The following is a 21,818-nucleotide window of genomic DNA, read 5'->3' on the forward strand; positions in this document are numbered from 1 at the left end:
ACGCCGAGAGCCGAGAGAACTCGGATCAGTGGCCGCCGGTGGGGCAGCAGCCGTCGCGGATCATCTGGTCCAGGACCGCGCGCCAGTCCTCGGCGGGCGTGGCGGTCCGGGTGCCGGGGCGGGTGAAGGCACCCTCCAGGGCGGCGCGTTCCCGGACGGATCCGCCGCGCAGCGTGGCCCGTACGCGGACCAGGTCCACGAAGTCGGTGAACGGGTCGCCATCGACGACGGTGAGGTCGGCGATGCGGCCCGGCTCGACCGTGCCGAGGTGCTCCGCGACGCCGAAGACCCGCGCGGGGGTGCGGGTCACGGTGGTCAGGGCCTCGGCCGGCGTCATCCCGTACCGGTGCAGGGCGCGCAGGGCGAGGTGCAGGTGGAGGCCGACTGGGGTGAGCGGCGCATCGGTACCCAGCGCGACACGGCCGCCGCCCGCCACGATCTGCCGGTAGACGCCGACCTCGCGTTCCAGGACCGCGCTCTGCTCCGCGCTCGGCGGCTGCCCGGCAGCGGTGCGGACGGCCGTCACGTCCCAGGGCGGCATCAGGGCGGTGACCCGCGGGTCGTCGGCGAGCGCCGGATCGGCCCCCAGCAGTGGCAGGGCCGTGAACGGCGTGGCGATGAGGTCGAAGCCGCCGCGCGTGTAGACCTCCACGGTGTCCTGGTACGTGTGCCCGGCCGGGGTCGCGCCGTGCCCGTACTCGGCGCGCTCGGTCGCCACCAGATGGGTGGTCAGGTCCTGACCCGACAGGACGCCCTGGGAGCACAGGTGCGAGCCGGCGCGGACGCCGAGCCGCTCGTGCGCGAAGCGCGCGGCGTCCTCCATCCACGCGTACGGGGCGCGGACGTACGTCTTGACGAAGTCCCAGTCCAGGGCCTCGGCCCGGGCCAGGGAGCGGGCGAACCCGGCCCGGGTGCGGTGGGCGCGCCCCACCGTGTAGGCGACGCGGGGGCCGTCGAGCAGCTCGCCGCCCGCCAGCATGCGGGGTGCGGCGAGCCGGCCGGCGCGGATGTCCTCGCGCATCCGCGCCTGTTCGTAGGCGGAGCCGCCGAGGGAGACCGCGGTGGTGACCCCGTAGGCGAGGTGCAGCGCGCCCTGCCGGGCCCCGTAGGTGTACGGGTACGGGTGGACGTGGGAGTCCCACAGGCCCGGCAGGACGGTGCAGTCGGAGGCGTCGACGGTGCGCGCGGCCCGGCGGCCGGGCCGGTGCGGCTCGACGGCGGTGATCCGGCCGCCCCGGATGAGGATGTCGGCGTCCCGGCGGGGCGGGGAGCCGGTGGCGTCCCAGAGCAGTCCGGCGCGCACGACGGTGTCGACGGGTGTAGGGCGGCGGTGACCGAGGGCGACGGGCACCGTACGCGGCGCCCCGGCGGGCGCGCCGGTGGCGTCCAGGGAGAGCAGCCGCAGGCGGGCGTTGGACTGGTAGAGCAGGCGGCGCGAGTCGCCGGACCAGGACGGGTGGTCGGCGGGCTCGTCGGCGAGCTGCCGGGCCGGGCCGTCGGGAGCGCCGTCGGGGGTGACCGGGAGCAGCCACAGGGCGGATTCCGCGACGCAGGCGAGGAACCGGCCGTCGGGCGACCAGGCGGGGCCGGAGGCGTACCTGTCGGCCAGCGAGGTGTGCGGGGCGAGGGCGTGGAGGCGGGCGGCGCCGGTCGCGGCGTCGACGATCCGGATCAGGTTGTGGCCTTCGCGGAAGCGGCGGCTGAGCCGGTTGCGGTCGCACAGGGCGAGGTGGCGCCCGTCGGGCGCCCAGCTGGGCGGTCCCGGCAGCCCGCCGCCGCCGAGGGGTGCGGCCAGCATTGTCTCGGTGCCGGTCGCGAGGTCGCGGACGAGGAGCCGTCCGGCGAGGTCGAGGGCGGCGAGCCGGGTGCCGTCGGGCGAGAGCGCGCCGTAGACGCGGCCCTCCGGGGAGAGGACGCTCTCACGGCCGTCGGCGAGTTCGCGCCGGCGTACGGTGTTCAGCCCGTCTCGGTCGTCGGTGTAGAGCAGGGCCCGGCCGTCCGCGGTCCACACCGGTCCCTGGAGGTAGGCGGTGGCCGGGGCCTGGACGACACGCCGGGGTGCTCCCCCGGCCACGGGGGTCACCCAGAGCGCGTTCAGTGCGGCGAAGGCCACGCTGCGGCCGTCCGGAGACAGGCTGGGCAGGTGGACGCCGCGGACCGGGCGGCGGTGCTCGGCCTCCAGGACGTACTCCTTGGCCTCGTAGCGGGCGCGGGGCACTTCGAGGGTGGCGTCGAGGGCGATCTCGCGGCCGACGGCGTCGCGGTGGGGCCGGATCACCCGGAACCGGCCGTCGAGGGTGATCAGGAGCCGGTCGTCGTCGATCCAGCGCGGGGGTGCGGGCGCCAGGTCCCCGTCGAGGGCGACCGGGCGCCCGTCGGCGTACAGGTGCAGGATCTCCGCCTTGCGGGGCCCTGGGGTGGCGGACAGCCACGCGGTGCGCCCGGCCGGGGAGAGCGCCGGGCAGCGCAGGCTGCCGTCGGCGGCGGTGTGCTCGGTCCGTACGGGCCCCTCGCCCGTGGCGGACACGGAGGCGAGCATCCGGGCGGTCAGGGTCTCCCCCTCGGGCGTGCCCCGTACGAACAGCACGCGCGAGCCGTCCGCCGACCAGACGGGGTCGAAGTCCTCCCAGTCGCCGTCCTGGCCGGGTCCGGTCTGGCCGGGAAGGCCGGTGAGGCGGCGCGGGGCCGCACCCGCCAGGCCGACGGTCCAGATCCGGTACGGGCTGCCGGCCACCGGGTCGCCTCCGCGTTCGGCGCAGAAGGCGAGGGTGCGGCCGTCGGGCGACCAGGCGGGGGCGCGGTGGTCGAAGGGGCCGTCGGTGAGCCGACGCAGACCGGAGCCGTCGGCGTCCATCACCCAGAGGTGGAAGGTCCCGCCGCGGTACGCGCTCATGGCCACCCGGCGGCCGTCCGGCGAGAGCACCGGCCTGCCGGGCTCCAGGTCGGGCGGCGTGAGCGCGGTGGCGGCCCCGCCGTCGGCGGGCAGCGACCACAGAACGCCCTGCACCTCGGCGACGACCCGGTCCCCGACGGCGGTGGCGGCGCCGTTGGTGGCACAGGTGAAGCGCAGGGCAACGGTCCGCGCGGCCGCTTCGCTCGCCGGGGGTGTGGCCGCCACCGCCTGGCGCGGGCCGAGGAGCGCCGTCAGCGCCCCGGCCGAGGCCGCCTGGAGAACCGCTCTGCGCGCAACCCGCATCCCGACCACTCACCCGTCCCGTCCAAGACCGCCATGACCGCCCGTCAGCCACCTGAACGAGCGGGGCCCCGCATCGGAAACGGCGGCGCCGGCGGCCGGGTCGGGCACAGGAAGCCGGACCCTGTGGTGCGGCCCCCTTCGGCGGGGGCGGGGCGGGGTCCGTACCCGGAAGGTGGGACCCCGCCCCGCAGGCCGCGTCAGGGGCAGGTGGCCAGGAGGACGGAGACGACCGTGCAGGTGGCGGTCGCGCTGTCGTTGAGCGGGTTGGGGTCTGCCGGGGCGGACACCGTGCGGGTGGCGGTGACCGAGACGCGGCCCAGCGAGAGCAGGCCCAGCGGCACCCGGAAGGTCTTGGCCGAGGCGGCGCCGGCGGCGATGGTTCCGTAGGCGCAGGTCACGGTGGAGCCCATGGCGGTGCATCCCGGCGCGAGGGAGGTGGCCGAGGAGCCCGGCGGCAGGGTGGCGGTGAGGGTCGCCGAAGTGAGCGTGCCAGGGCCGGTGTTGTGGGCGGTCAAGGTGTAGGTGAGGTACGGGACGAGGAGGCTCAGGCCCGGCTGCGCGACCAGGTCCACGTCGATGTCGGCGGGCGGGAGCTGGTAGGTGAAGCGGCCCGCGGGGGACGCGGCACTGGCGCCGCCGGGGGTGGTGACCTGCACGTCGACGGGGCCGGCGGCGTGCGCGGGCGCGGTGGCGGTGCAGGCGGTGGCGGTGCAGGACAGGGCGCCGGCCGGATTCCCGGGGCCGAAGGTGAGCGCGGTGGCCCCGCCGAGGCCGGTGCCGTGAACGGTGACGACGGTTCCGCCGTCCGTGGTGCCCGAGGTGGGGCTGATCGAGGTCACCACCGGGACGGGGAGGTAGGTGTAGCGGGTGGCCGCGGATGCGGCACTGGTGCCGCCGGGCGTGGTGGCCCGGACGTCGACCGTGCCGGTGCCGGCCGGGGCCGTGGCGGTGCAGGAGGTCGGGGTGCAGGTGACGCCGGTGGCGGGGTTGCCCGGACCGAAGGTGAGGACGGCGCCGCCCAGGTTGGTCCCGGTGACCGTGACCGGCGTACCGCCCGCGGCGAGGCCGGTGTCCGGGCTGACGCCGGTGACCGTGGGCGCGTCCGGGAGGAAGGCGAAGACGATCCGGCCGTCACCGGCGTTGGCCCCCTGGGTCAGGGTGACCGGCGAACCGGGAACGGTGCCGGAGACCAGGCTGGATCCGCCGCCCCCGCCGCCGCCCCCGCCGCCGGTGGTCCCGTACCGGCCGCCGGCTCCGCCCCGGCCGCCGCCGCCGTATCCGGCGCCGCCGCGCCCGCCGGCGCCCGTCGGGTTGAAGACGCCCTGTCCGGCGGAGCCGCCGGGGCCGTTCGGGTAGGAGCCGGGAGAACCGTTCGCGCCCTCGTTGTCCGTGCCCGGCCCTCCGGTGCCCGCCGCCCCGCCGGCGGTGGCGGTGCCCGGGCCGCCGCCCGTACCTCCCTGCGCGTCCGGTACGAGGCCGTTGCCGTCGGCTCCCGCGCTGCCGCTGTCCCCGCCGACGCCTCCCCGGTAGGACGGGGAGCCGATGCCCGGGCCGCCCGCCCCGCCGCCCGAACCCGCTGTCAGCAGGGGGGCGTTGGAGTCGGTGGTCACCGCGACGAGGGCGCCGCCCGAACCGGGCGCGCCGAACTGCGGGTTCGCCGCGGCGTTGGCGCCGCGGCGGCCGACGGTGACATTGAACGTCTGCCCGGGGGTCGTGGGGAGCGTCGCCACCAGGTGCGCGCCCTTGCCGCCGGGTGTGCCGTCGTAGGCGTTGCCACCTCCGGCGCCGTCGAGGGTCACCACGGCGCCGGAGGCTCCCTCGGGCACCGTGAGGCTTCCGGAACCGCCCGCCGTGCAGGTGATCGTGGTGATGCCGTCCGCGACGACCGGGGCGGCGCACACCCCTTCGGCCTCCGCCGGCACCGCCAGGGCCGTCAGGCCGCCCGCGGCGAGCGCGGACGACGCGGCCAGGACCAGCAGCCGGTCACGCCACCGGGATCCCGGTCTGTGGAGTACCGCTTTCGATGACATCGACGTCTCCCCCTCTCAGTTCCGCCCGGCGGCGGCCGGAGGCGAAGTCTCCTGGGAAGCCGCTGCCGGGCGCTCCGGCACGACGAACCGGAGCGCCGTGCCCGATGGCGCCGCCACGTTCGCCGGTATCGCCGGGCCGCTCGTGGGAGCGGGGGCCCGGCGATACCGGCGGAAGCATCGCAGCGGGCACCGCGCGGCGAGGGGGAAATGCGGAATCGCACCCTTTCCAGCGCCGGGCGGGATAGGGGACGGAGCCGCGTAGGCGGAAGCGTGCTCGTGAGGGGGCATGGGGGCCGCGTGGGGATTGGTGTCGTGGGGTGGGGATCATGGACGCATGCCCGAAGAGACGAATCTGCTGTCCGGCCTGTGGCCGCTCGTGTCGTCCGATGCGACCGACTGGCTGCTGGAACTGTGCGGCGATGGTGTCACCGGGTTCATGCCGCCTGCGATGCCCGACTCGGCCTGGGTGCTCAACGCCATGTACGAGCACGAGCGGGGTGCGGCCGGGGTGTCGTACCACGAGTACCGCCAGGCGCGTCTGGCGGACGGGAGCGTCCGGCCCCACGTCTTCGCGGGTGTCGACCTCGAGGTGGGCATCGCCACGGGAGGCGGCCTGGGCCGCGCCGAGCACCCCGGCCCCGGCTGGCGGCGGCTGCGCTGGTCGGAGCTCGCCCGGCGCACCGGCGATCCCGTCGTGCCCGACGGGCTGCTGCCCTCCCGCCGCTGTTTCCCCTCGGCCAAGAAGGAGGGCAGCCGGCCGCTCGGCATCGTCCCGCCCACCGAGGGGAGCCTGGACCGCGCTACCTGGAACAGGCTGATCACCGTCCTCACAGAACACAGCGCCGCCGGCCGGGACACCCCCTGCCTGGCCTACTACAACCCGCTGATGCTCGCGACCACCGACTTCGACAACCTCCACGTGCAGGCCGGCCGCCTCGGCGACGCGGGGATCCTCTACGACAATCCCGCAGCCGGGTTCAGCCCCTCCAACCTCTGGGCGCGGGATCGCTCATGGGTCCTGTGCACCGACTACGACCTCTGGGCCACCAAGGTCGCCGGCCCCCCGGCCCTCATCGAAGCGCTGCTGAACGACCGCGAGATCGAAGCCGTACGACTGTCCACGGTCGTGACCCGGTCGCCTTGAGGTTCCATCGCGGTATCTGCGTCATCGCAGCCCGGCCGGGAGCGAGGTCCGCCTGCCAGAGCGGCGGTCCCGGCCCGGGGCACGCCGTCGGACGGATCAGCCCGGCGGGGTGCCCTTGTCTCTGAGAGGCTCTCCATCAGTGCAGTCGTCCCCTCACCGCACCAGCCTGCAAGCCAGGCGGTTCGGTCCCTGACCGGTCACGGACGCAGCGATGAGTTCTTCCGGCCCGGAGAGTCTCACCAACGTCGTCCACAGCACAGGAGGAACACGTGGCTCAGCTGCTGAGAGTTCAGAACTTCAACGTCTCGAGCGACGGGATCGGCGCGGGTGCCGATGAGGACCAGAGCCTGGAGAGTCCGTTCGGTCTCCCCGGTGCCGAGAGGCTGTTCGGATGGGCGGGCGCCACGGCGAGCTGGCCCATGCGCACCGACCCCGGAGGGAACCGGGGCCTCGACGACCACTTCACGCGGGACTGGGCGCGCAACATCGGCGCCGAGATCATGGGCCGCAACAAGTTCGGACCCCAGCGTGGGCCGTGGCACGACGACGAGTGGCGCGGCTGGTGGGGGGACGAGCCCCCGTTCCGCACCCCGGTGTTCGTGATGACTCACCACGGGCGTCCGTCCTTCACGCTCTCCGACACCACGTTCCACTTCGTCGACGGCGACCCTGCCGCAGTCCTCGAGCAGGCGCTGGAGGCGGCCCAGGGCAAGGACGTCCGCCTCGGCGGCGGGGTGAACACCATCCGGCAGTTCCTTGACGCCGACCTCGTCGACACGATGCATGTGGCCGTCTCGCCGGTGACCTTCGGCTCCGGAGTACGGCTCTGGGAGTCACCCGATGAGCTGCTCGACCGGTTCCACCTGGAGGTCGTGCCCAGCCCGAGCGGCGTGACACACCACTTGTTCTGGCGTAAGTGACCGAGCCTCGGGGCCGGCCCCGGTCTGCTGTTCCGAGCTCCGGGGCCGCCTTGGGGTGAGCCGTCGAGTGGCCGGACGCAATGCGGTGGCAGTGGTTGGAGAGCTGCTGCTTGGATGCTCGGCATGACGTCTGTGGATCTTGATGATCGTCGTGAGCTGCTGGACCGACTCGAGCGGTACTACGACGCGGTTCCCCGCTCCGGTGCCCGGGCCGAAGACTTCGGGCCGCTGACCCTGTTCGTACGAGAGGGGCAGGGCTGGCCCTTCTACGCACGTCCGACCCCGGGATGGTCCGGAGCGGTGAGCGCCGCCGATGTGGCCCGGGTACGCGCCAGACAGCAGCAGCTGGGCATCCCGGAGAGCTTCGAGTGGGTCGCCGAGACCGCGCCCGCGTTGAGGGCCGCGGTCGAGGAGACGGGGCTCACGGTGCATGAGCACCCCTTGATGGTGCTCGACCCGGACGCATCGGCCCCCGCCGTGCCCGAGTTGGCCGACGGCGTGGTGGTCCGGACCGCCGGGCCGGACGATCCCGTGCTGCCGAGCGCGCTGGCCGTCCCCCACCTGGCGTTCGCCGAGCCCGGCACCCGTGTCGGTGCAGCCGGCCCGGTGGAACTGGGCGAGGTGGTGCGGGGCCATGCGGGTGACGGGTCGGTGGAACGCACGGCGGCACGGATCCTGGCCGGCTTGACGTGCGTTGCCGCCGCGGTGCAGGACGGCAGGGCGTTGTGCGCCGGTCAGCACCAGCCGGTCGGCGCGGTCAGCGAGATCGTCGGGGTGGGCACCTTGCCGGCGGCGCGCCGCCGCGGGCTCGGGCACGCGGTCACCGCGGTGCTGGTGGCCGACGCACGATCGCGAGGCATCGAGACCGTCTTCCTGTCCGCGGGCGACGGCGACGTTGCCCGGGTCTATGCCCGCCTCGGCTTCCGCACCGTGGCCACCGCACTGATCGCCGAGCCCGCCGACCCCGCCGATTGGCGACTCGCGGACTGACCGGTACCCGCGACGCACCCCCGTCCGAGCCAGGCGTCCACGGTCATGGCCGCGGCGAGCCAGGTGAGCGCGTAGAGCCAGCCGCCGAGGACATCGGTGGGCCAGTGCACGCCGAGGTAGACGCGGGTCAGGCCGACCGTGACGGCCCAGCAGGCGAACAGGGCCCAGCAGAGCCGCGCGGTGGCGGGCGAGGCCGCCGCGCGCCATACCGCCCAGGCCAGCAGCCCGGCCACGAGCGCCGAGGTCGCGGTGTGGCCGGAGGGGAAGGAGAACCCGGACGCGTGCGTCACCCGGTCGGCGACGGGCGGACGCGGCCGGGCCACGCCGTACAGGACGGCGTAGCGCAGGCCCTGGGCCAGCAGCAGGAATCCGAGCGCACCCGCGGCCGTCAGCAGTCGGCCCCAGGTACCCCGGCCCCATCCGGCGATGAGTCCGGCGGTCACGGCGCACAGGTACGGGACGGGCCCGGTCCCGGTCGCGGTGACGCCGCGCGCGAGGGCGACCGCGCCGGCGGGACGGTGCCGTACCGACCAGCGGTGCACGCTCTCGTCGAGTGGGTACGGGCTGCCGTGGCGGGCCGCGACGAGCGCGGTCAGTACGGCGAACAGGGCGGCGCACAGCGCTGCGGCCAGGCCCCGGCGGATCGCTCGCGATGCGACGGGGGCACTCACCGGGGGACGACCAGGGGTCGCAGCGGCGTACTGCCCAGCCGCAGTACGAGGGGGGTCGCGCGGCGAGCGGCACGGGTCAGCAGCCAGGCGATGACCGCCCCGACGGCCAGGCCGAGTACGACGTCATGGGGGTAGTGGGCACCCACCCAGACCCGGGAGAAGGCCATCAGCAGCGCGGCCGGCACCGCGATCGCCGCGAGCCGGCGGTCGGTGACCCAGAGGGCCGCGGCGGCCGCGGCGGCGATGGCGGCGTGGTTGCTGGGGAAGGACCAGTCGCCGAGCGGCGGGCAGGCCTCCAGCGTGACCGTGTGCAGGGTCTGGCAGGGTCGCTGCTCCCGGAAGACCGATTTGATGCCGGTGTCGGCGAGGAAGGCGACGACCACGACGAGGGGCGCCGCCAGGGCCGTGGCGGTCCTGGCCGGATCGGCGGCCGCCCGGGCGCGCCACCAGCCGGCCACCATCAGCACGGCGAAGAGCGCGAGGCCGTACGTCGACCATGCGGTGACCAGGCCGTCGAGCCAGCCGGGGGCCTGCTGGGCGAGGCCGGTGAGCCGGGTGTACAGGTTTCCGTCGACGGCGGGGCCGTCCAGGGCGAGCAGGCTCAATGCGAGCCTCCGTTCGAAGTGCGGCTGCCCCGCCGGCGGATGAATTCCACTGCGAGCGGGGCGAGGGAGATGAGGACGACGAGGGCGACGATCGGCAGGAGGTAGCGGTCGACATTGGGTACCGAGGAGCCGAGCGCGTAGCCGGCCAGCACCAGTCCCAGCGTCCACACGAGCCCGCCGATCACCTGCCACGGCGTGAAGACGCGGGCCGGAACGTTCAGGGCCCCGGCCATCGGGTTCAGGACGGTGCGCACGATCGGCACGAAGCGGGCCAGGACGATGGCCTTGGCGTGTCCGTACCGGTCGAGGAGTTCCTCGGCCTTCGCGGCGCCCTCGTGGAGTTTGCGGCTGCGGCTGCGGGCCAGCAGGGTGCGTCCGCCGCGCCGTCCGAGGAGGTAGCCGGTCTGGGCCCCGAGCAGGGCTCCGGCCACGGCCGCGCACAGCACCTGCGGGAGCGAGAGGTGGACCGGTCCGTGGTTGCCCGGCACGCAGAGCAGACCTGCGGTGAAGAGGAGCGAGTCGCCGGGCAGGAAGAAGCCGACGAGGAGGCCGGTCTCGGCGAACAGCACGACGGCGACGCCGAGGGCGCCGAAGGCCGACAGGAGGGAACCGGCGTCCAGCAGATTGACGGCCTGCGGGCTGAGCGCCTGCGACGCCGCGGCGAGATCGGGCCAGGTCATGACGGACAGCTCCCATAGGGTGAGAGGTGCAGGGTCCAGGACGACGCCCTGCCGACTGGCGACTACAGTGTCGTAGACGGTCTACAGCACTGTAGACGATCGATGCACGGAATCGATGCATGGAGGAGTGCACCCATGGGCGACAGGAACGCGGAGCGACGCCTTGCCGGCGAGCTCGAAGCCGGCGTGCTGGCGGCGCTCTGGGCCGCGGACGGCCCGCTGTCCCCCGGGCAGGTCCAGGAGATATTGGGCGGGTCCCTCGCCCGCACGACCGTGACGACGATCCTGTCCCGCCTGTACGAGAAGGGCACCGTGACCCGGCAGCGGTCCGGCCGCGGGTACGTCTACGTACCGGCCGAAGACGCCTCCGGCCTCACCGCCCGGCGCATGCACGCCGAGCTCGCGAAGGACGAGGACCGCGAAGCCGTGCTGAGCCGCTTCGTCTCCCAGCTGAGCAGCGAGGACGAGCGCCTGCTGCGTGCCCTGCTCGACGGGGAAGGAGACGCGCCGTGATCCACACCATCTGGCTCCTCCCTCTCCTCGTGCCGTTCCTCGTCGCACCGGCGGGCGGGCGGCTGGCCTCGAAACTGCCGCCCCGGCAGGCCATGTGGCTGCTGACGGCGACCGCGGCCGGTCTCGCCGCCGCGAGCACCTGCGCGCTGGTCCTGCTGATCGTCCCCGGCGCCACCCACCTCCACGTCGTCGCCGCGCTGGGCCACCTGCTCACCCCGCTGAACAGCGGATCACCCGATGCCGTCATCGCGATCGCCGTCGCTGCCGGGGCCCTGCTCGCCTGGTGCACAGCCCGGCTGGTGCGCGGTGCACGTCGTCTCCGGACCCAGCTCCGCCACTCCGGGAAGCTCGCCGCCGAGGCGGACGGCGAGCTCGTCGTCCTGCCGGACGAGCACCCCGACGCCTACGCCCTGCCCGGAAGCCCGGGCCGTATCGTCGTCACGACCGGCATGCTCCGCGCACTCTCGGCGCCCGAGCGCGAGGTCCTGATCGCCCACGAGCGCGCCCACCTGCGGGAGTGCCACCACCTCTTCACCGCCGTGGTCGACCTGGCCGGCCTGTGCCACCCCGCGCTGCGGACCCTGCGCGAGCCGCTCGCGTACGCGCTGGAACGCAGCGCCGACGAGGCCGCGGCCCGCGCCGTGGGCAGCCGGCCCCTGACCGCCCGGGCCATCGGCCGGGCCGCCCTCGCGACCCGCGCCTCGTCTGCGGCCGGCCGTACGCGTCCCGGCTTGGCCCTCTCGGCGACCGCCGGGCCCGTTCCCCGCCGCGTCGCCGCCCTCCTCGGCCACGGCACCGAGACCCGGTCGACCCGGCCCCTCGCCCGGCGCGCCGCGGTCCTGGCACTGCTGGCCTGCCTGGCCCTCTCCGCCGGTGCGTCCCTCCAGGCAGCCGACGACCTGCACGACGGCATCGAAGTCGCCCAGGGCGAGGCCCGTTGACACGCGGCGCCGGAAGGGAAGAGGGCTCCGACGAGACGCGGCCTCGGATCTGATCCGGCGGCCGCCATTGCCATCCCGCACGCGCGCGCGTCCTGCGCCGCGGCAGTCACGCGGATCGACGAAGGCCGACTCGGGCCGGCTTCCGAGCCTGAGCGCGCGCAGACTTCCGCGTTCCCTACGCGCATCCGCAAGGGCCGAGCCGGGCCCGGTCCGCGACCCGTAGAGTTAGATAAGGCAAACCTATATTCTTCAACGTCCGGCCGTGATGGTCCGTGACAGGAGCGGGAGCGGTAGCGGGATGGTGGAGGACGGTCGGGAAGCGCGGCGCCCGCATGGTGAGCTCGTCGCGGACGTGCTCGCGATCTTGTGGGGGGCCACCGGGCCGTTGACGCCGCAGCAGATCAACACCGCGCTCGGGCGGGACCTTGCCAGGACGACGGTCACGACGATCCTGTCCCGCCTGCACGAGAAGGGGACGCTGGTGCGATCCCGCGCGGGGCGGGGCTTCGCCTACGCAGCGGCGGATGACGCAGCCGGACTGGCGGCCGGTCGCATGCGGCGGGAGCTGGAGCGGGAGCCGCAGCGCGACTTGGTGCTGAAGCGATTCGTGTCCTCACTGTCCGGGGACGACGAGGAGGCACTGCGGCGTCTGCTCCTGGAATCCGAGGACGGCGCATGACCCTGGCGCTGGCCATGGTGGCACTGGCGCTCGTACTGCCGTGGGGTGCGGCAGCCGCCGCGCGGCGGCTGGCCTCGCTCCTGCCGCCGCGGGAGGCCTGCGCGACCCTGACCGGGGCCGCCGCGCTGCTGGCGGGCGGCACCCTGGCGGCGCTGATCGCCCTGTTCCACGTTCCGTTCCTCGCCGCCCTCGAACAGGTCCCGCTCCCCCGCGCGGCGACCGCGTGGCCCGCGACGGTTCCGGTCGCCGCCGCCGCCGGAGCGGCGCTGGCCGTGCAGGCCGCCCTGGTGGCCCGCCGCTGGCGCGAACACCGGTCGGTGCTCGCGCGCGCCTGGTCCGCGACGGGCGACTCCGTACCCGACGGTGACCTGCTGGTGGTGCCGGGCCCCGACCCGCAGGCCTTCGCCCTGCCGGGGTGGCGGGGGCGCGGCGGACGGATCGTGGTGACGACGGGCATGCTCCGGGCGCTCGGCCCGGCGGAGCGCGAGGTGCTGTTCGGCCATGAGCGGGCCCATCTCGCGGGCCGCCACCACCTGCTGTCCGTCACCGCCCACCTCGCCGGCGCGGTGCACCCGGCGCTGCGGTCCCTGCGTCCGGCCCTGGAGTTCCACCTGGAACGGTGGGCGGACGAGGCGGCGGCATCCGCTGTCGGCAACCGGCGGCTGGCGGCGACCGCGATCGCCCGCGCGGCACTGGCCGCCGCGTCCGGCAAGCAGCCGCACAAGGACCACGGCCCCTTGCTGTCGGTGGGTACCGGGCCGGTTCCCCAACGGGTCGAAGCACTGCTGCGGCCGGTGCCGGGCCGGCCGCAGGCACGCGCGACGCAGATGGCCGCAGCAGGCCTCGCGGCGGCAGTGTCCGGGTCGGCCGTACTGGGCCTGGTCTTGGCGTACGGGCTGCACGAGTACGTGGAGCTGACCGCCCGCGCCCTGCTGCGCCGCTGAGATCCTGAGCGTCGACTTTGATGTAGACCAATCACCGTAGGTATAAGTATGGTTAGCCTAGGTTTAGTTCACGTCCCCTTCCCGTCCCGGGGTGCGGTGTGAGTCCGGGGCCACTGGTGCACCGTGACGGCGTATCGCAGCGTTCAGCAGGTAACGGCGTTCTGCGGCGGGCCGCTTCGGAGGTGACGTCCCCACCTCGGTGATTGGATGCGACGTGTACGACAGGGGGAACGGGTCGTCGAATCCCTCCGAGCAGACCGTGGAACTCCTGGTGGTGGCCGCCAAGGCCGTGGAAACGCTGGTGGCCGAGCGTACGGGTGCGCGAGCGTTGAGCCCCCTCCACCAGTCGACCCTCAAGACGCTGTCGGATCTCGGGCCACACGCCCGCGACGATCTCGCCGCCCGGTTGGAGACGCCGCCGGCTGAGGTCTCTCAGGTGATCGATGAACTCCTGGGACAGGGCCTGGTCCGGGCGATGGTCGTCAACGTGGGAGGGCGGCACGAGGTGGTCACGCTCACCGCGGCCGGTGCTGCCGCCCGCGCGGCCACACTGGGTGACATGAAGGGCGTACAGGACGTGCTCCTGGCATCCATCACCAAGGGTGAGCGCGCCCAGCTGCACTATCTGCTGCGGCGTGTGTGCACGACGGCCGCCCGTGCCGGACACGGGCGAAGCAGGGTCTGAGGCCCGGTTCCTGCTCAGATGGCGGGCAGCAGCTCATGCGTGGGGCCGTGGGCGACGAGGCGCCCTTCGCCCAGCAGGTACACGGTGTCGGTGTAGGCGCTCACCAGGTGGAGTTCGTGTGAGACGAGTACGAGTGTCATCCCCTGCTCCGCGTTCAGGCCGGCCAGAAGTTCCATGACGGACGTCGCCGTGTCGGGGTCGAGGGCCGAGGTGATCTCGTCGCACAGCAGGATGTCCGGTCCGGTGGCCAGAGCACGGGCGATGGAGACGCGCTGGCGCTGGCCGCCGGAGAGCTCGGCCGGGTATCGGTCCGTGAAGTCGACGGGCAGGTCCACCTGCTGGAGGAGTTCGGCGATCCGGGCCGAGCGGGCGCCGGAGCCGAGTTTCGTATGCAGGCGCAGGGGCCGGTCGAGCTGGGCTCCGACCCTGCGGGAGGGGTTGAGCGCGTCGAGGGGGTTCTGCGGGACGAGTTGGATGCGGCGCTGGTGTGCGCTCGGGCGTTTCCCCGCGGTGGGCGCGAGGGGTATCCCGTCGAGGGTGAGGTCGGCGGTGTCCGCGCGCTGGAGCCCGGCCAGCACTCTCAGAAGCGTGGTCTTGCCGGAGCCGGAGGGGCCGACGACGGCCGTGCGGCTGCCGGGGGCGGCCGTGAAGTCGACGGCGGTGAGGGCTTGGTGCGCCTTCCCGTGGAACGAGACATGGACAGCGTGTGCGGCAATACCCCCGCCACCCTCGGCGGCGGCGACCGCCTCGTCGTTGTCCGCGGTGGGCTCGCGTTCGACTTCATGGACTGCCGACAGGCGTGGCGGTGCGGCGGGTGCGGTGAGATGGACGGTGTGATCGGCACAGGCCTCGACGAGTTCGGGGTCGTGGCAAGCCATGACGATGGCCAGGTCGTGGCGGGCGGCGAGGTGGCGCAGCAGGTCGGCTATCTCGTCGCGCAGGGCCGCGTCGAGGCCGGCCGTGGGTTCGTCCAGGAGGAGGATGTCAGGTTTCCGGGCCAGAGCACGGGCGAGCGCGACGCGGCGCTGCTGGCCACCGGACAGGGCTGTCGGCCGCCGGTCGGGAAGCCCGTCGTCGATGGGCAGACGGACTTCGCGCAGCAGTTCCATGACGGCCGACCGTTCGGGGCGGCAGCCGGCGGTTTCCGCGACGAGGTCGCGGACCTTCATCCGGGGGTTGAGCGCAGAGCCGGGGTCCTGCCCCACGTAGGCCAGGCTGGTACGGCGGAGCCGGGCCAGCTCTTCGGGGGCCAGGGCGGCCAGGTCGTGGCCGAGGACGCTCAGCACGCCGCCGGTGACGGCCGCACCATCGGGAAGGTGGCCGATGAGGGCGCGCAGGAGAGTGGTCTTCCCGGAGCCGGATGCACCGGTCAGCGCGGTGATACGACCTGCCTCGATGATCAGGGAGGCGGGCCGCAGGAGCACCGGGCCACCGGGCCACCGGGGAAGCGGATTTCGAGACCGGTGGCGGTGGCCAGAGGCGTGGGGGTGTCCGAGGAAGCGGTCGGCGTGACGGCCGATTGTGCGGGGGTGTTCACGGGGTGGTGACCGCCTTGCGTGCGGAGCGGGGCGCGAGGGAGGCGCAGGCGAGGTTGACGCTGATGGCGAGGGCCGCGATGGCCAGGCTGGGGGCGATCACGGCCCAGGGGTTGAGGAGGATGCCCGGGGCGTTCTCGCGAATCATCAACGCCCAGTCCGCTGCCGGTGGTTGGGGGCCGATCTGGAGGAAGGCGGCCATGGAGATGACGTAGACGGCTTCGACGAAGCGCAGGCCGAACAGCGCGGCGACGGTGGAGCGCAGGTTGGGCAGGATCTCGCGCAGCGCGATGTAACGCAGGCTCTCCCCGCGGGCCAGAGCCGCTTCCACGTATCCGGCACCGGCCAGCGGAGACGCGGCCGCGGCGACGATGCGGACCGCATACGGGATGCCGAGGACGATGGCTGCGCCTATGACGGCCCATCGTCCGCCGCCGGGCCAGGCGAGGGCGATCAGCATGATGCCGAGGACCGGCGGGAGCAGGATCGCCACGTCGGCGCTGCGCTCCACGGCGCGGCCGAGGACGGGGTGCAGGACGGCGAAGCAGCCGGCGACGACCCCGGCCAGGGTCACGAGTACGGAGACGAGAGCGGCGCTGCCGATCAACACCGTGCCGCCGTGCAGCAGCCGGGACAGGACGTCGCGCCCGAGCTGGTCGCCGCCGAGCGGACCGCCGTCACCGGCGGTGGCGTACGGGGCGCACACGGGGGCGTCGAGAGAGTGGGCGGCGAGCAGGGGCCCGGCCGCCGCGAGAGCGATCAGCACCACCGCGGGGACCAGGGTGGGCCACGAGCGGCGGGTTCCGGTTCGGGCAGGGACGCCCGTGGGGATGCCGGCGGTCATGGGTGGACTCCGAGGGTGCGGGCGCGTATGAGGTCGGCTGCGAGCAGGACGAGGCTGATGACGGCGCCGGCGCAGACGACGACTCCGGCGATGAGCGGGGTGTCGCGGCCGGCGACGGCCGCGGCCAGGACGCTGCCGATGCCGGGGTAGTTGAAGAGGGTCTCCACGACCACGGCCCCGCCGAGGAGCATGCCGGTGGAGGTGGCGATGCCGGTGGCGATCGCGGGCACGGCGCCGGGCAGGGCGTGGCGCAGGACGATCCGGTGGACGGGGAGACCGTCGAGGTAGGCGGCTTCCACATGGGGCGTACGGGCCTGGTCGGCCAGGGCGCCGCGCACGATACGGGTGTTCCACCCGGTCTGCGGGATGACCAGCGCCAGCACCGGCATGACCAGCATCGTCCAGTCGGCGGGTGAGCCGTCCGCGCCGGTGAGGGTCACGGCGGGCAGCCAGCCGGTCCACAGCGACAGCACCAGGAGCAGGCCGACGGCGACCACGAACTCGGGGACGGCGAACGCGGCTGTGGAGGCGTGTCCGATGAGGCGGTCGGCGAGGCCGCCGGGGCGGGAGGCGGACCAGCAGCCGAGCGCGAGGGAGGCGGCCACGGTCAGGACGAAGGCGGTCGCGCCCAGGACGAGGGTGTTGGGGAAGGGGTCGGAGAGGAGGTCGGTGACTTTCTGCCCGCGGGCCGAGGTGCCGAGGTCACCGGTGGGAAGGGCCGTCATCCAGTCCCAGAACCGCTCCCACACGGGCCGGTCCAGGCCCAGCAGGTGCCGCCGCGCCTCGACGTCGGCCGCGCTGTCACCCCGCTCGGAGCTCGCACTCGCCGCGTCCCCCGGCAGCAGTTCCACGGCCGCGAAGACCAGGCCGAGCAGGACGGCCAGCATCAGCACACGACGCCCGAGAGCGGCGAGCACACGAGCCGCCGCGGCCAGGCCGCGGCGCGGCGCGGCGGCCGTCCCCGCGGTTGCGGGAACGACCGCCTCGCCTTCGGCCTTGCGGCTCAACCCAGCCACACGTTCTCGAGCTGGACCCGGCCGTAACCGGCGAGCTTGGGAAGGTTCTTCACCTTGGCGGCGGCGAGATCGATGCCGTCGGCCATACCCCACAGCAGGTAGCCGGACTTGTCGAACTCGATCTTCTGGAGCTCCTTGAGGGCCGCGGCGCGCTGTGCCTCGTCGGCGGTGCCGATGACCTTGCGGTAGGCGGTGTCGAAGTCCGCGTCCGCCCAGCCGGCCTCGTTCTGCCCGGCCTCGCTGACCATGGTCTTGGAGGCGAAGAAGACGACGGAGTCGTTGGTGCCCCAGTACGTGGTGTAGAAGTCCCCCGCCTTCCAGGTCTTGTCCCAGAACGCGCCCGATTCCTGCTTGACCACGTTGATCTTGATCCCGGCCTCGCGGGCCTGGTTCGCGAACAGGGTGGCGGACTCGGCGAGCCCCGAAATGTCCTCTGTGGTCACGAGGTCGTAGGTCTTGGAGAGGTCGAAGTTCGCCTCGGCCAGCAGCTTCTTGGCCTTCTCCAGGTCCCGCTTGCGCTGCGGGATGTCGGTGGCCAGGTTGGGGTCGCCGGTGCCCATGATGTCGTTGGCCACCGTGCCGTAGCCGGACAGGACCTGCTTGACCATGGCGTCACGGTCGACGACCAGGCGCATGGCCTCACGGACCCGGACATCGGCGAACGGGCTGCCTGCCGCAGTGCGCATGATGATCGGCATTGCCATGTCGTCGGGGCGGCGCAGGACCTGGATGTCCTTGCGCGTTTCCGCGGTACGGGCGGCGACCGCGCCGACGTTGGAGGCGACGTCGATCTGCCCGGCCAGCAGGGCATTGGCCATGGCCTGCGGGGTCTCGAACATGGTCACCTCGATGGCGTCGAGGTTCACCGTACCGCCGTACCACTTGTCGTTCTTGACCAGTCGGGCGTTGCCGCCCCGGTACCAGTCCAGCTTGAACGGACCGGTACCCGGAGCCTTCTCCAGCGCGTTGTCGGCGGTGTCCTTACCCACCGCCGCTTCCGCCCCGGTACGCCTGCTCAACGCCGACCACGTCACAGAGCTCACCTCCCTCGCGGCCGAACTGCTCGATATTCACAGCTCCGCCACCAGCCCCGCCCTGCTCGCCGACCTCGCCCACGCCTGCCGACGCCTGAGTCGGGGGCTGCGTGACGCCCTGCGTCCGGTGGACACCGCCGACGGCCTGTTCGTGCTGCGCGGACTGCACATCGACAACACCGAACTCGGCCCCACCCCCGGCCACTGGTCCACCGTCGGCGAGGCCGGCGCCCTCTGGGACGTCGTCCTGCTCCTGGTCTCCACCCTCATGGGCACGCCCATCGCCTGGGACGGCCAGCAGGACGGCCGCTTCGTCCACAACATCGTCCCCTCCCCCGGCCACGAGACCGTGCAGACGGGCGCGTCCAGCAGCGTGCTGCTCACCCCGCACACCGAGGACGCTTTCCACCCGGGCCGTGCACACCTGTTGCTGCTGTGCTGCATGCGCAACCACGACAGCATCGCCACCACCGCGGCCAGCATCCGCCTCACGAAGCTCTCGGACGACGACGTCTCGGAGCTGACCCGGCCCGTCGTACCGATCCTCCCCGACGACGCCTACGAGGAGGCCCAGCAGTTCGGCGGCAGGCCCGCTCCGGTACCTACCCTCTTCGCCGGCGAGGACGGGCTGACCTTGCGCTTCGACCCGGCGTACACCCCGCTGGACGAGGCCGACTCCGGCTACCGGGCCGCGTACGGGCGTCTCGAAGACGAACTCGCCCGTGTCTCCGTCGCGGTGAGCCTGGAGCCCGGCGACGTACTGGTCGTCGACAACGACATGGTCGTGCACGGCCGGGTGCCTTTCACCGCCCGCTACGACGGCACCGACCGCTGGCTCAAGCGCGCCTCCGTCCGCGTACCCGGCCGCCGCACCCGCCCCGAGGCCGAGACCGCCGAGCACGGCTACGGGCAGGCCGCCCTCGAAGCCTGGGCCTCCTGACCCGCCCTGGCAGCACCCCTGCCCAACCCGCCCGATCCGCTTCCCGAAGGGACACCCCCATGACCTCCCAGGACACCGTGACGCCCCACGACGGCACCCTGCGCGTCCTGTCCACCTCCGACCTCGCCGGGATCGACATATCCCTGGCCGACGTCGTGGACACCGTGGAAGGCGCGTACCGCACCCTGCACGCCGGTCAGTCTGACAACCCCCGGAAGCTGACCGTCAAGCCGCAGGACGGCCACTCGGTCTCGTACGCCATGCTCGGCCGCGACGGCACGCGCAACGTCGTGGCCGTCAAGACCAGTTACAAGCACGGCCTCGACAAAGGCCGCGACGAGCAGCACTACTACACGGCCCTGACGATTTACGACGACGTCACCGGCCTGCCCCTCGCGATGATGGACTGCTCCCGCATCGGCTCCCTGCGCACACCTGCCGTCTCGGCCCTGCTGGCCCGCGAATGCGCCGCGCCCGGCGCCCGCTCCGCGCTCGTGATCGGCACCAGAACCCAGGGCCGGCTCGCCCTGCCCTTCCTGCTCACCACCCTCCCGGACCTGGACCGCCTGATGGTCTTCGGCACCCACCCCGAAGGGATCGCGGCCGTCCGGGAGCAGCTGCGTACGTACTTCCCCGACCGGGACGTGGAGGTCGTCACCGACCTGCGTGCCGCCGCCTCGGACGCGGACGTCATCGTCGCCACCGCGGGCGCCCACACCCCGGCGGCCGTCGAGGCGGGCTGGCTGGGGCCCGGCGCGCTGTCGATCCTCGTCGGTCATGGGCTCGCCCCCTCCACGCTGCACCAGGCGGACCGGGTGATCGCCACCAGCGAGGCGCAGATGAATGTCACCGGTACGGACATGGCCGACTCGGAAGGCAAACTCCCCGCCGTCGACACCGAGTTCCCTCCCGTCATCGCCGGACTCACCGTCGGCCGTCACAGCGCGAAGGAAAGAATCTTCGCCTACAACAGCGGCCTCGTCGTCACCGACATCGCCCTCGGCCACCGCTTCGCGCAGCTCGCCCTCGCGCAGGGGCTGGGCACCGAGGTGCCGCTGTGGCAGTGACCACCGGCACCTCCGGCCGGCCCGCCCTGCCCGTGCTTCCCGATCCCGCCACGGACGCCGTCCTGGGGAGCGGACTAGTGCCCGAGCTGGCCTACGCCTTCGGCGGTCCCTTCCACTTCCTGCTCCCCGACGCCTTCGACGCGAACCTCGCCGCCATGCGGCAGGCGTTGGAGGAGGCGGATGTGGACGGCTTCGTGTACTTCGCGAAGAAGGCCAACAAGGCCGCCGTCTTCGTCGAACGCGCGGCCGCCGCCGGCGCGGGTGTGGATGTCGCCTCCGCGGCCGAGTTGCGCGAGGCACTCGGCCACGGTGTCCGCGGCGAACACCTCGTCGTGACCGGCCCGGCCAAGGACCCCGCGCTGCTGCGCCTGGCCGTGCAGCACGGCGCGCTCCTCGCCGTCGACGCCCTCGACGAGCTCGACACCCTCATCACGGGAGTCCTGCGCGGTCCCGTCCGCCCGGCCCGGATCCTGCTGCGCGTCCTGCCGCCGGCGCAGCCGCACAGCCGCTTCGGCATGAACGACGCCGAACTGTCCACCGCGCTGGACCGCTGCGTCCAGGCCGGCGACGCCGTACGCATGGAAGGTTTCAGCTTCCACCTCTCCGGCTACGCCATCCAGCCGCGCGCCGACCTGGCCGCCCACCTGACGGAGTTGTGCCTCAAGGCCCGCGTCCAGGGTCTGGAGGCAAGCCGGATCAGCATCGGCGGCGGCCTGCCCATCAGCTACACCGACGCCGACAGCTGGCACACCTACCTCGAACGGCACGACAAGCGCCACTTCCACGCGGGCAAGTCCTTCCAGCCGTCCGACTTCTACCCGTACCACTGCCAAAAGCCCGGCGCTGAGGCCTTGGCCGCACTCCTCGACGCTCGCCCCGAAGGCCGCAGCCAGGACCTGGCGAGCCTCCTCAAGGAGGCGGGCATCACCCTGCTCCTGGAGCCCGGCCGCGCCCTGCTCGACCGGGCCGGAGCGAGCGTCTTCACCGTCCAGGGCGTCAAGGAGCGCGACGGCTACCAGCTCATCACGGTGGACGGCACCAGCCTGAGCCTGTCGGAGCAGTGGTTCAACAGCGAATACCTTCCCGACCCCCACCTCGTCTCCCTCGACCCGCAGCCCCCTGCGGGCCTGAGTCCGGCGAGCGTCGGAGCCGCCACCTGCCTCGAATCGGACATGCTCACCTGGCGCAAGATCGGCTTCCCGCGTCGGCCCCGCACCGGGGACCTGCTCGTCTACCCCAACACGGCCGGATACCAGATGGACTCGAACGAATCGCCGTTCCACGACCTGGCCATCCCGCCCAAGGTCGTCATCGACCGCGCCGACGGCGAAGGACGGCCGCGCTGGCGCCTGGACCGCCACTTCACCTGAGCCCGCCCTCAACC

Annotated in this window: 19 protein-coding genes and 1 pseudogene; 11 read left to right on the plus strand and 9 right to left on the minus strand. The window is 73.4% G+C overall.

The window, feature by feature from the left end; translation table 11 throughout:
* Positions 1-25: 25 nt before the first annotated feature.
* A complete protein-coding gene (locus tag ACFXGI_RS03375; RefSeq protein ID WP_384702543.1) occupies positions 26-3,196 on the minus strand; it encodes an amidohydrolase family protein in 3,171 nt (1,056 codons plus the stop codon).
* Between the two features lie 197 nt (positions 3,197-3,393).
* Positions 3,394-5,226 (minus strand): IPT/TIG domain-containing protein, encoded by a 1,833-nt coding sequence (locus tag ACFXGI_RS03380; protein ID WP_384702546.1) that lies wholly within the window; start codon positions 5,224-5,226, stop codon positions 3,394-3,396.
* A gap of 334 nt (positions 5,227-5,560) precedes the next feature.
* On the opposite strand from ACFXGI_RS03380, the gene ACFXGI_RS03385 reads away from it, so the two are divergent.
* The 3 genes from ACFXGI_RS03385 (at position 5,561) to ACFXGI_RS03395 (ending at position 8,280) form a co-directional block, all read left to right on the plus strand.
* Positions 5,561-6,370 (plus strand): hypothetical protein, encoded by an 810-nt coding sequence (locus ACFXGI_RS03385; RefSeq protein WP_384702548.1) that lies wholly within the window; start codon positions 5,561-5,563, stop codon positions 6,368-6,370.
* Between the two features lie 269 nt (positions 6,371-6,639).
* Positions 6,640-7,290 carry a dihydrofolate reductase family protein gene (locus ACFXGI_RS03390; protein WP_384702551.1) on the plus strand — a complete coding sequence of 217 codons (651 nt, stop codon included), beginning with the start codon at positions 6,640-6,642 and terminating at the stop codon, positions 7,288-7,290.
* Between the two features lie 123 nt (positions 7,291-7,413).
* Positions 7,414-8,280: a GNAT family N-acetyltransferase gene (locus ACFXGI_RS03395; protein WP_384702554.1), complete on the plus strand. Its 867-nt coding sequence runs from the start codon at positions 7,414-7,416 to the stop codon at positions 8,278-8,280.
* Here the strand turns inward: ACFXGI_RS03395 and ACFXGI_RS03400 are convergent.
* The 3 genes from ACFXGI_RS03400 to ACFXGI_RS03410 are packed head-to-tail and all read right to left on the minus strand — an operon-like array spanning position 8,196 to position 10,236.
* The gene (locus tag ACFXGI_RS03400; RefSeq protein ID WP_384702557.1) at positions 8,196-8,951 is read right to left on the minus strand and encodes a phosphatase PAP2 family protein; all 756 of its coding nucleotides are present in this window, start codon (positions 8,949-8,951) and stop codon (positions 8,196-8,198) included. The genes ACFXGI_RS03395 and ACFXGI_RS03400 overlap by 85 nt on opposite strands.
* Entirely contained in the window at positions 8,948-9,556 is a 609-nt protein-coding gene (locus ACFXGI_RS03405; RefSeq protein WP_384702560.1) for a phosphatase PAP2 family protein, read from the minus strand. The genes ACFXGI_RS03400 and ACFXGI_RS03405 overlap by 4 nt, the downstream gene beginning before the upstream one ends.
* Positions 9,553-10,236 carry a DedA family protein gene (locus tag ACFXGI_RS03410; RefSeq protein WP_384702563.1) on the minus strand — a complete coding sequence of 228 codons (684 nt, stop codon included), beginning with the start codon at positions 10,234-10,236 and terminating at the stop codon, positions 9,553-9,555. Before ACFXGI_RS03410 ends, ACFXGI_RS03405 begins: the two co-directional genes overlap by 4 nt.
* Before the next feature lie 135 nt (positions 10,237-10,371).
* Here ACFXGI_RS03410 and ACFXGI_RS03415 point away from each other — a divergent pair, with 135 nt between their 5' ends.
* The 5 genes from ACFXGI_RS03415 to ACFXGI_RS03435 all read left to right on the plus strand — a co-directional run bounded on the left by ACFXGI_RS03415 (position 10,372) and on the right by ACFXGI_RS03435 (position 13,998).
* Positions 10,372-10,749 carry a BlaI/MecI/CopY family transcriptional regulator gene (locus tag ACFXGI_RS03415; RefSeq protein ID WP_384702566.1) on the plus strand — a complete coding sequence of 126 codons (378 nt, stop codon included), beginning with the start codon at positions 10,372-10,374 and terminating at the stop codon, positions 10,747-10,749.
* A complete protein-coding gene (locus tag ACFXGI_RS03420) occupies positions 10,746-11,690 on the plus strand; it encodes a M56 family metallopeptidase (protein WP_384702569.1) in 945 nt (314 codons plus the stop codon). The genes ACFXGI_RS03415 and ACFXGI_RS03420 overlap by 4 nt, the downstream gene beginning before the upstream one ends.
* A 298-nt stretch (positions 11,691-11,988) precedes the next feature.
* Positions 11,989-12,369 carry a BlaI/MecI/CopY family transcriptional regulator gene (locus tag ACFXGI_RS03425; protein ID WP_384702572.1) on the plus strand — a complete coding sequence of 127 codons (381 nt, stop codon included), beginning with the start codon at positions 11,989-11,991 and terminating at the stop codon, positions 12,367-12,369.
* A complete protein-coding gene (locus ACFXGI_RS03430) occupies positions 12,366-13,313 on the plus strand; it encodes a M56 family metallopeptidase (protein WP_384702575.1) in 948 nt (315 codons plus the stop codon). The genes ACFXGI_RS03425 and ACFXGI_RS03430 overlap by 4 nt, the downstream gene beginning before the upstream one ends.
* 259 nt (positions 13,314-13,572) lie before the next feature.
* A complete protein-coding gene (locus ACFXGI_RS03435; protein WP_384702578.1) occupies positions 13,573-13,998 on the plus strand; it encodes a hypothetical protein in 426 nt (141 codons plus the stop codon).
* A 14-nt stretch (positions 13,999-14,012) separates the two neighbouring features.
* Here the strand turns inward: ACFXGI_RS03435 and ACFXGI_RS03440 are convergent, their stop codons facing one another.
* The 4 genes and pseudogenes from ACFXGI_RS03440 to ACFXGI_RS03455 form a co-directional block, all read right to left on the minus strand.
* Positions 14,013-15,422, minus strand: a complete 1,410-nt coding sequence (locus ACFXGI_RS03440; RefSeq protein ID WP_384702581.1) for an ABC transporter ATP-binding protein — start codon at positions 15,420-15,422, stop codon at positions 14,013-14,015.
* Positions 15,423-15,531: 109 nt separating this feature from the next.
* On the minus strand, positions 15,532-16,377 hold the full coding sequence (locus ACFXGI_RS03445) for an ABC transporter permease (RefSeq protein WP_384702584.1): 846 nt from the start codon (positions 16,375-16,377) through the stop codon (positions 15,532-15,534).
* Positions 16,374-17,264, minus strand: a complete 891-nt coding sequence (locus tag ACFXGI_RS03450) for an ABC transporter permease (RefSeq protein ID WP_384702711.1) — start codon at positions 17,262-17,264, stop codon at positions 16,374-16,376. Before ACFXGI_RS03450 ends, ACFXGI_RS03445 begins: the two co-directional genes overlap by 4 nt.
* Positions 17,265-17,380: 116 nt before the next feature.
* Positions 17,381-18,376 (minus strand): annotated as a pseudogene (locus ACFXGI_RS03455) (ABC transporter substrate-binding protein); the annotation flags it as partial.
* Here ACFXGI_RS03455 and ACFXGI_RS03460 point away from each other — a divergent pair.
* The 3 genes from ACFXGI_RS03460 to ACFXGI_RS03470 are packed head-to-tail and all read left to right on the plus strand — an operon-like array spanning position 18,369 to position 21,804.
* Positions 18,369-19,367, plus strand: coding sequence for a TauD/TfdA family dioxygenase (locus ACFXGI_RS03460; protein ID WP_384702587.1), 999 nt, complete (start codon positions 18,369-18,371; stop codon positions 19,365-19,367). The pseudogene ACFXGI_RS03455 and the gene ACFXGI_RS03460 sit on opposite strands and share 8 nt — an antisense overlap.
* A gap of 59 nt (positions 19,368-19,426) precedes the next feature.
* Entirely contained in the window at positions 19,427-20,434 is a 1,008-nt protein-coding gene (locus tag ACFXGI_RS03465) for an ornithine cyclodeaminase family protein (RefSeq protein WP_384702590.1), read from the plus strand.
* Positions 20,425-21,804 (plus strand): Y4yA family PLP-dependent enzyme, encoded by a 1,380-nt coding sequence (locus ACFXGI_RS03470; protein WP_384702593.1) that lies wholly within the window; start codon positions 20,425-20,427, stop codon positions 21,802-21,804. Before ACFXGI_RS03465 ends, ACFXGI_RS03470 begins: the two co-directional genes overlap by 10 nt.
* Positions 21,805-21,818 lie beyond the last annotated feature (14 nt).

The organism is Streptomyces sp. NPDC059355 (genome assembly GCF_042752335.1).
Classification (GTDB): Bacteria; Actinomycetota; Actinomycetes; order Streptomycetales; family Streptomycetaceae; genus Streptomyces.

Excerpts from the sequence above, each read along its gene's own strand:
- ACFXGI_RS03375 (WP_384702543.1), bottom strand. The coding sequence starts at position 3,196 with ATGCGGGTTGCGCGCAGAGCGGTTCTCCAGGCGGCCTCGGCCGGGGCG.
- ACFXGI_RS03380 (WP_384702546.1), bottom strand. The coding sequence starts at position 5,226 with ATGTCATCGAAAGCGGTACTCCACAGACCGGGATCCCGGTGGCGTGAC.
- ACFXGI_RS03385 (WP_384702548.1), top strand. The coding sequence starts at position 5,561 with ATGCCCGAAGAGACGAATCTGCTGTCCGGCCTGTGGCCGCTCGTGTCG.
- ACFXGI_RS03395 (WP_384702554.1), top strand. The coding sequence starts at position 7,414 with ATGACGTCTGTGGATCTTGATGATCGTCGTGAGCTGCTGGACCGACTC.
- ACFXGI_RS03410 (WP_384702563.1), bottom strand. The coding sequence starts at position 10,236 with ATGACCTGGCCCGATCTCGCCGCGGCGTCGCAGGCGCTCAGCCCGCAG.
- ACFXGI_RS03415 (WP_384702566.1), top strand. The coding sequence starts at position 10,372 with ATGGGCGACAGGAACGCGGAGCGACGCCTTGCCGGCGAGCTCGAAGCC.
- ACFXGI_RS03425 (WP_384702572.1), top strand. The coding sequence starts at position 11,989 with ATGGTGGAGGACGGTCGGGAAGCGCGGCGCCCGCATGGTGAGCTCGTC.
- ACFXGI_RS03430 (WP_384702575.1), top strand. The coding sequence starts at position 12,366 with ATGACCCTGGCGCTGGCCATGGTGGCACTGGCGCTCGTACTGCCGTGG.
- ACFXGI_RS03445 (WP_384702584.1), bottom strand. The coding sequence starts at position 16,377 with ATGACCGCCGGCATCCCCACGGGCGTCCCTGCCCGAACCGGAACCCGC.
- ACFXGI_RS03450 (WP_384702711.1), bottom strand. The coding sequence starts at position 17,264 with ATGCTGGCCGTCCTGCTCGGCCTGGTCTTCGCGGCCGTGGAACTGCTG.
- ACFXGI_RS03465 (WP_384702590.1), top strand. The coding sequence starts at position 19,427 with ATGACCTCCCAGGACACCGTGACGCCCCACGACGGCACCCTGCGCGTC.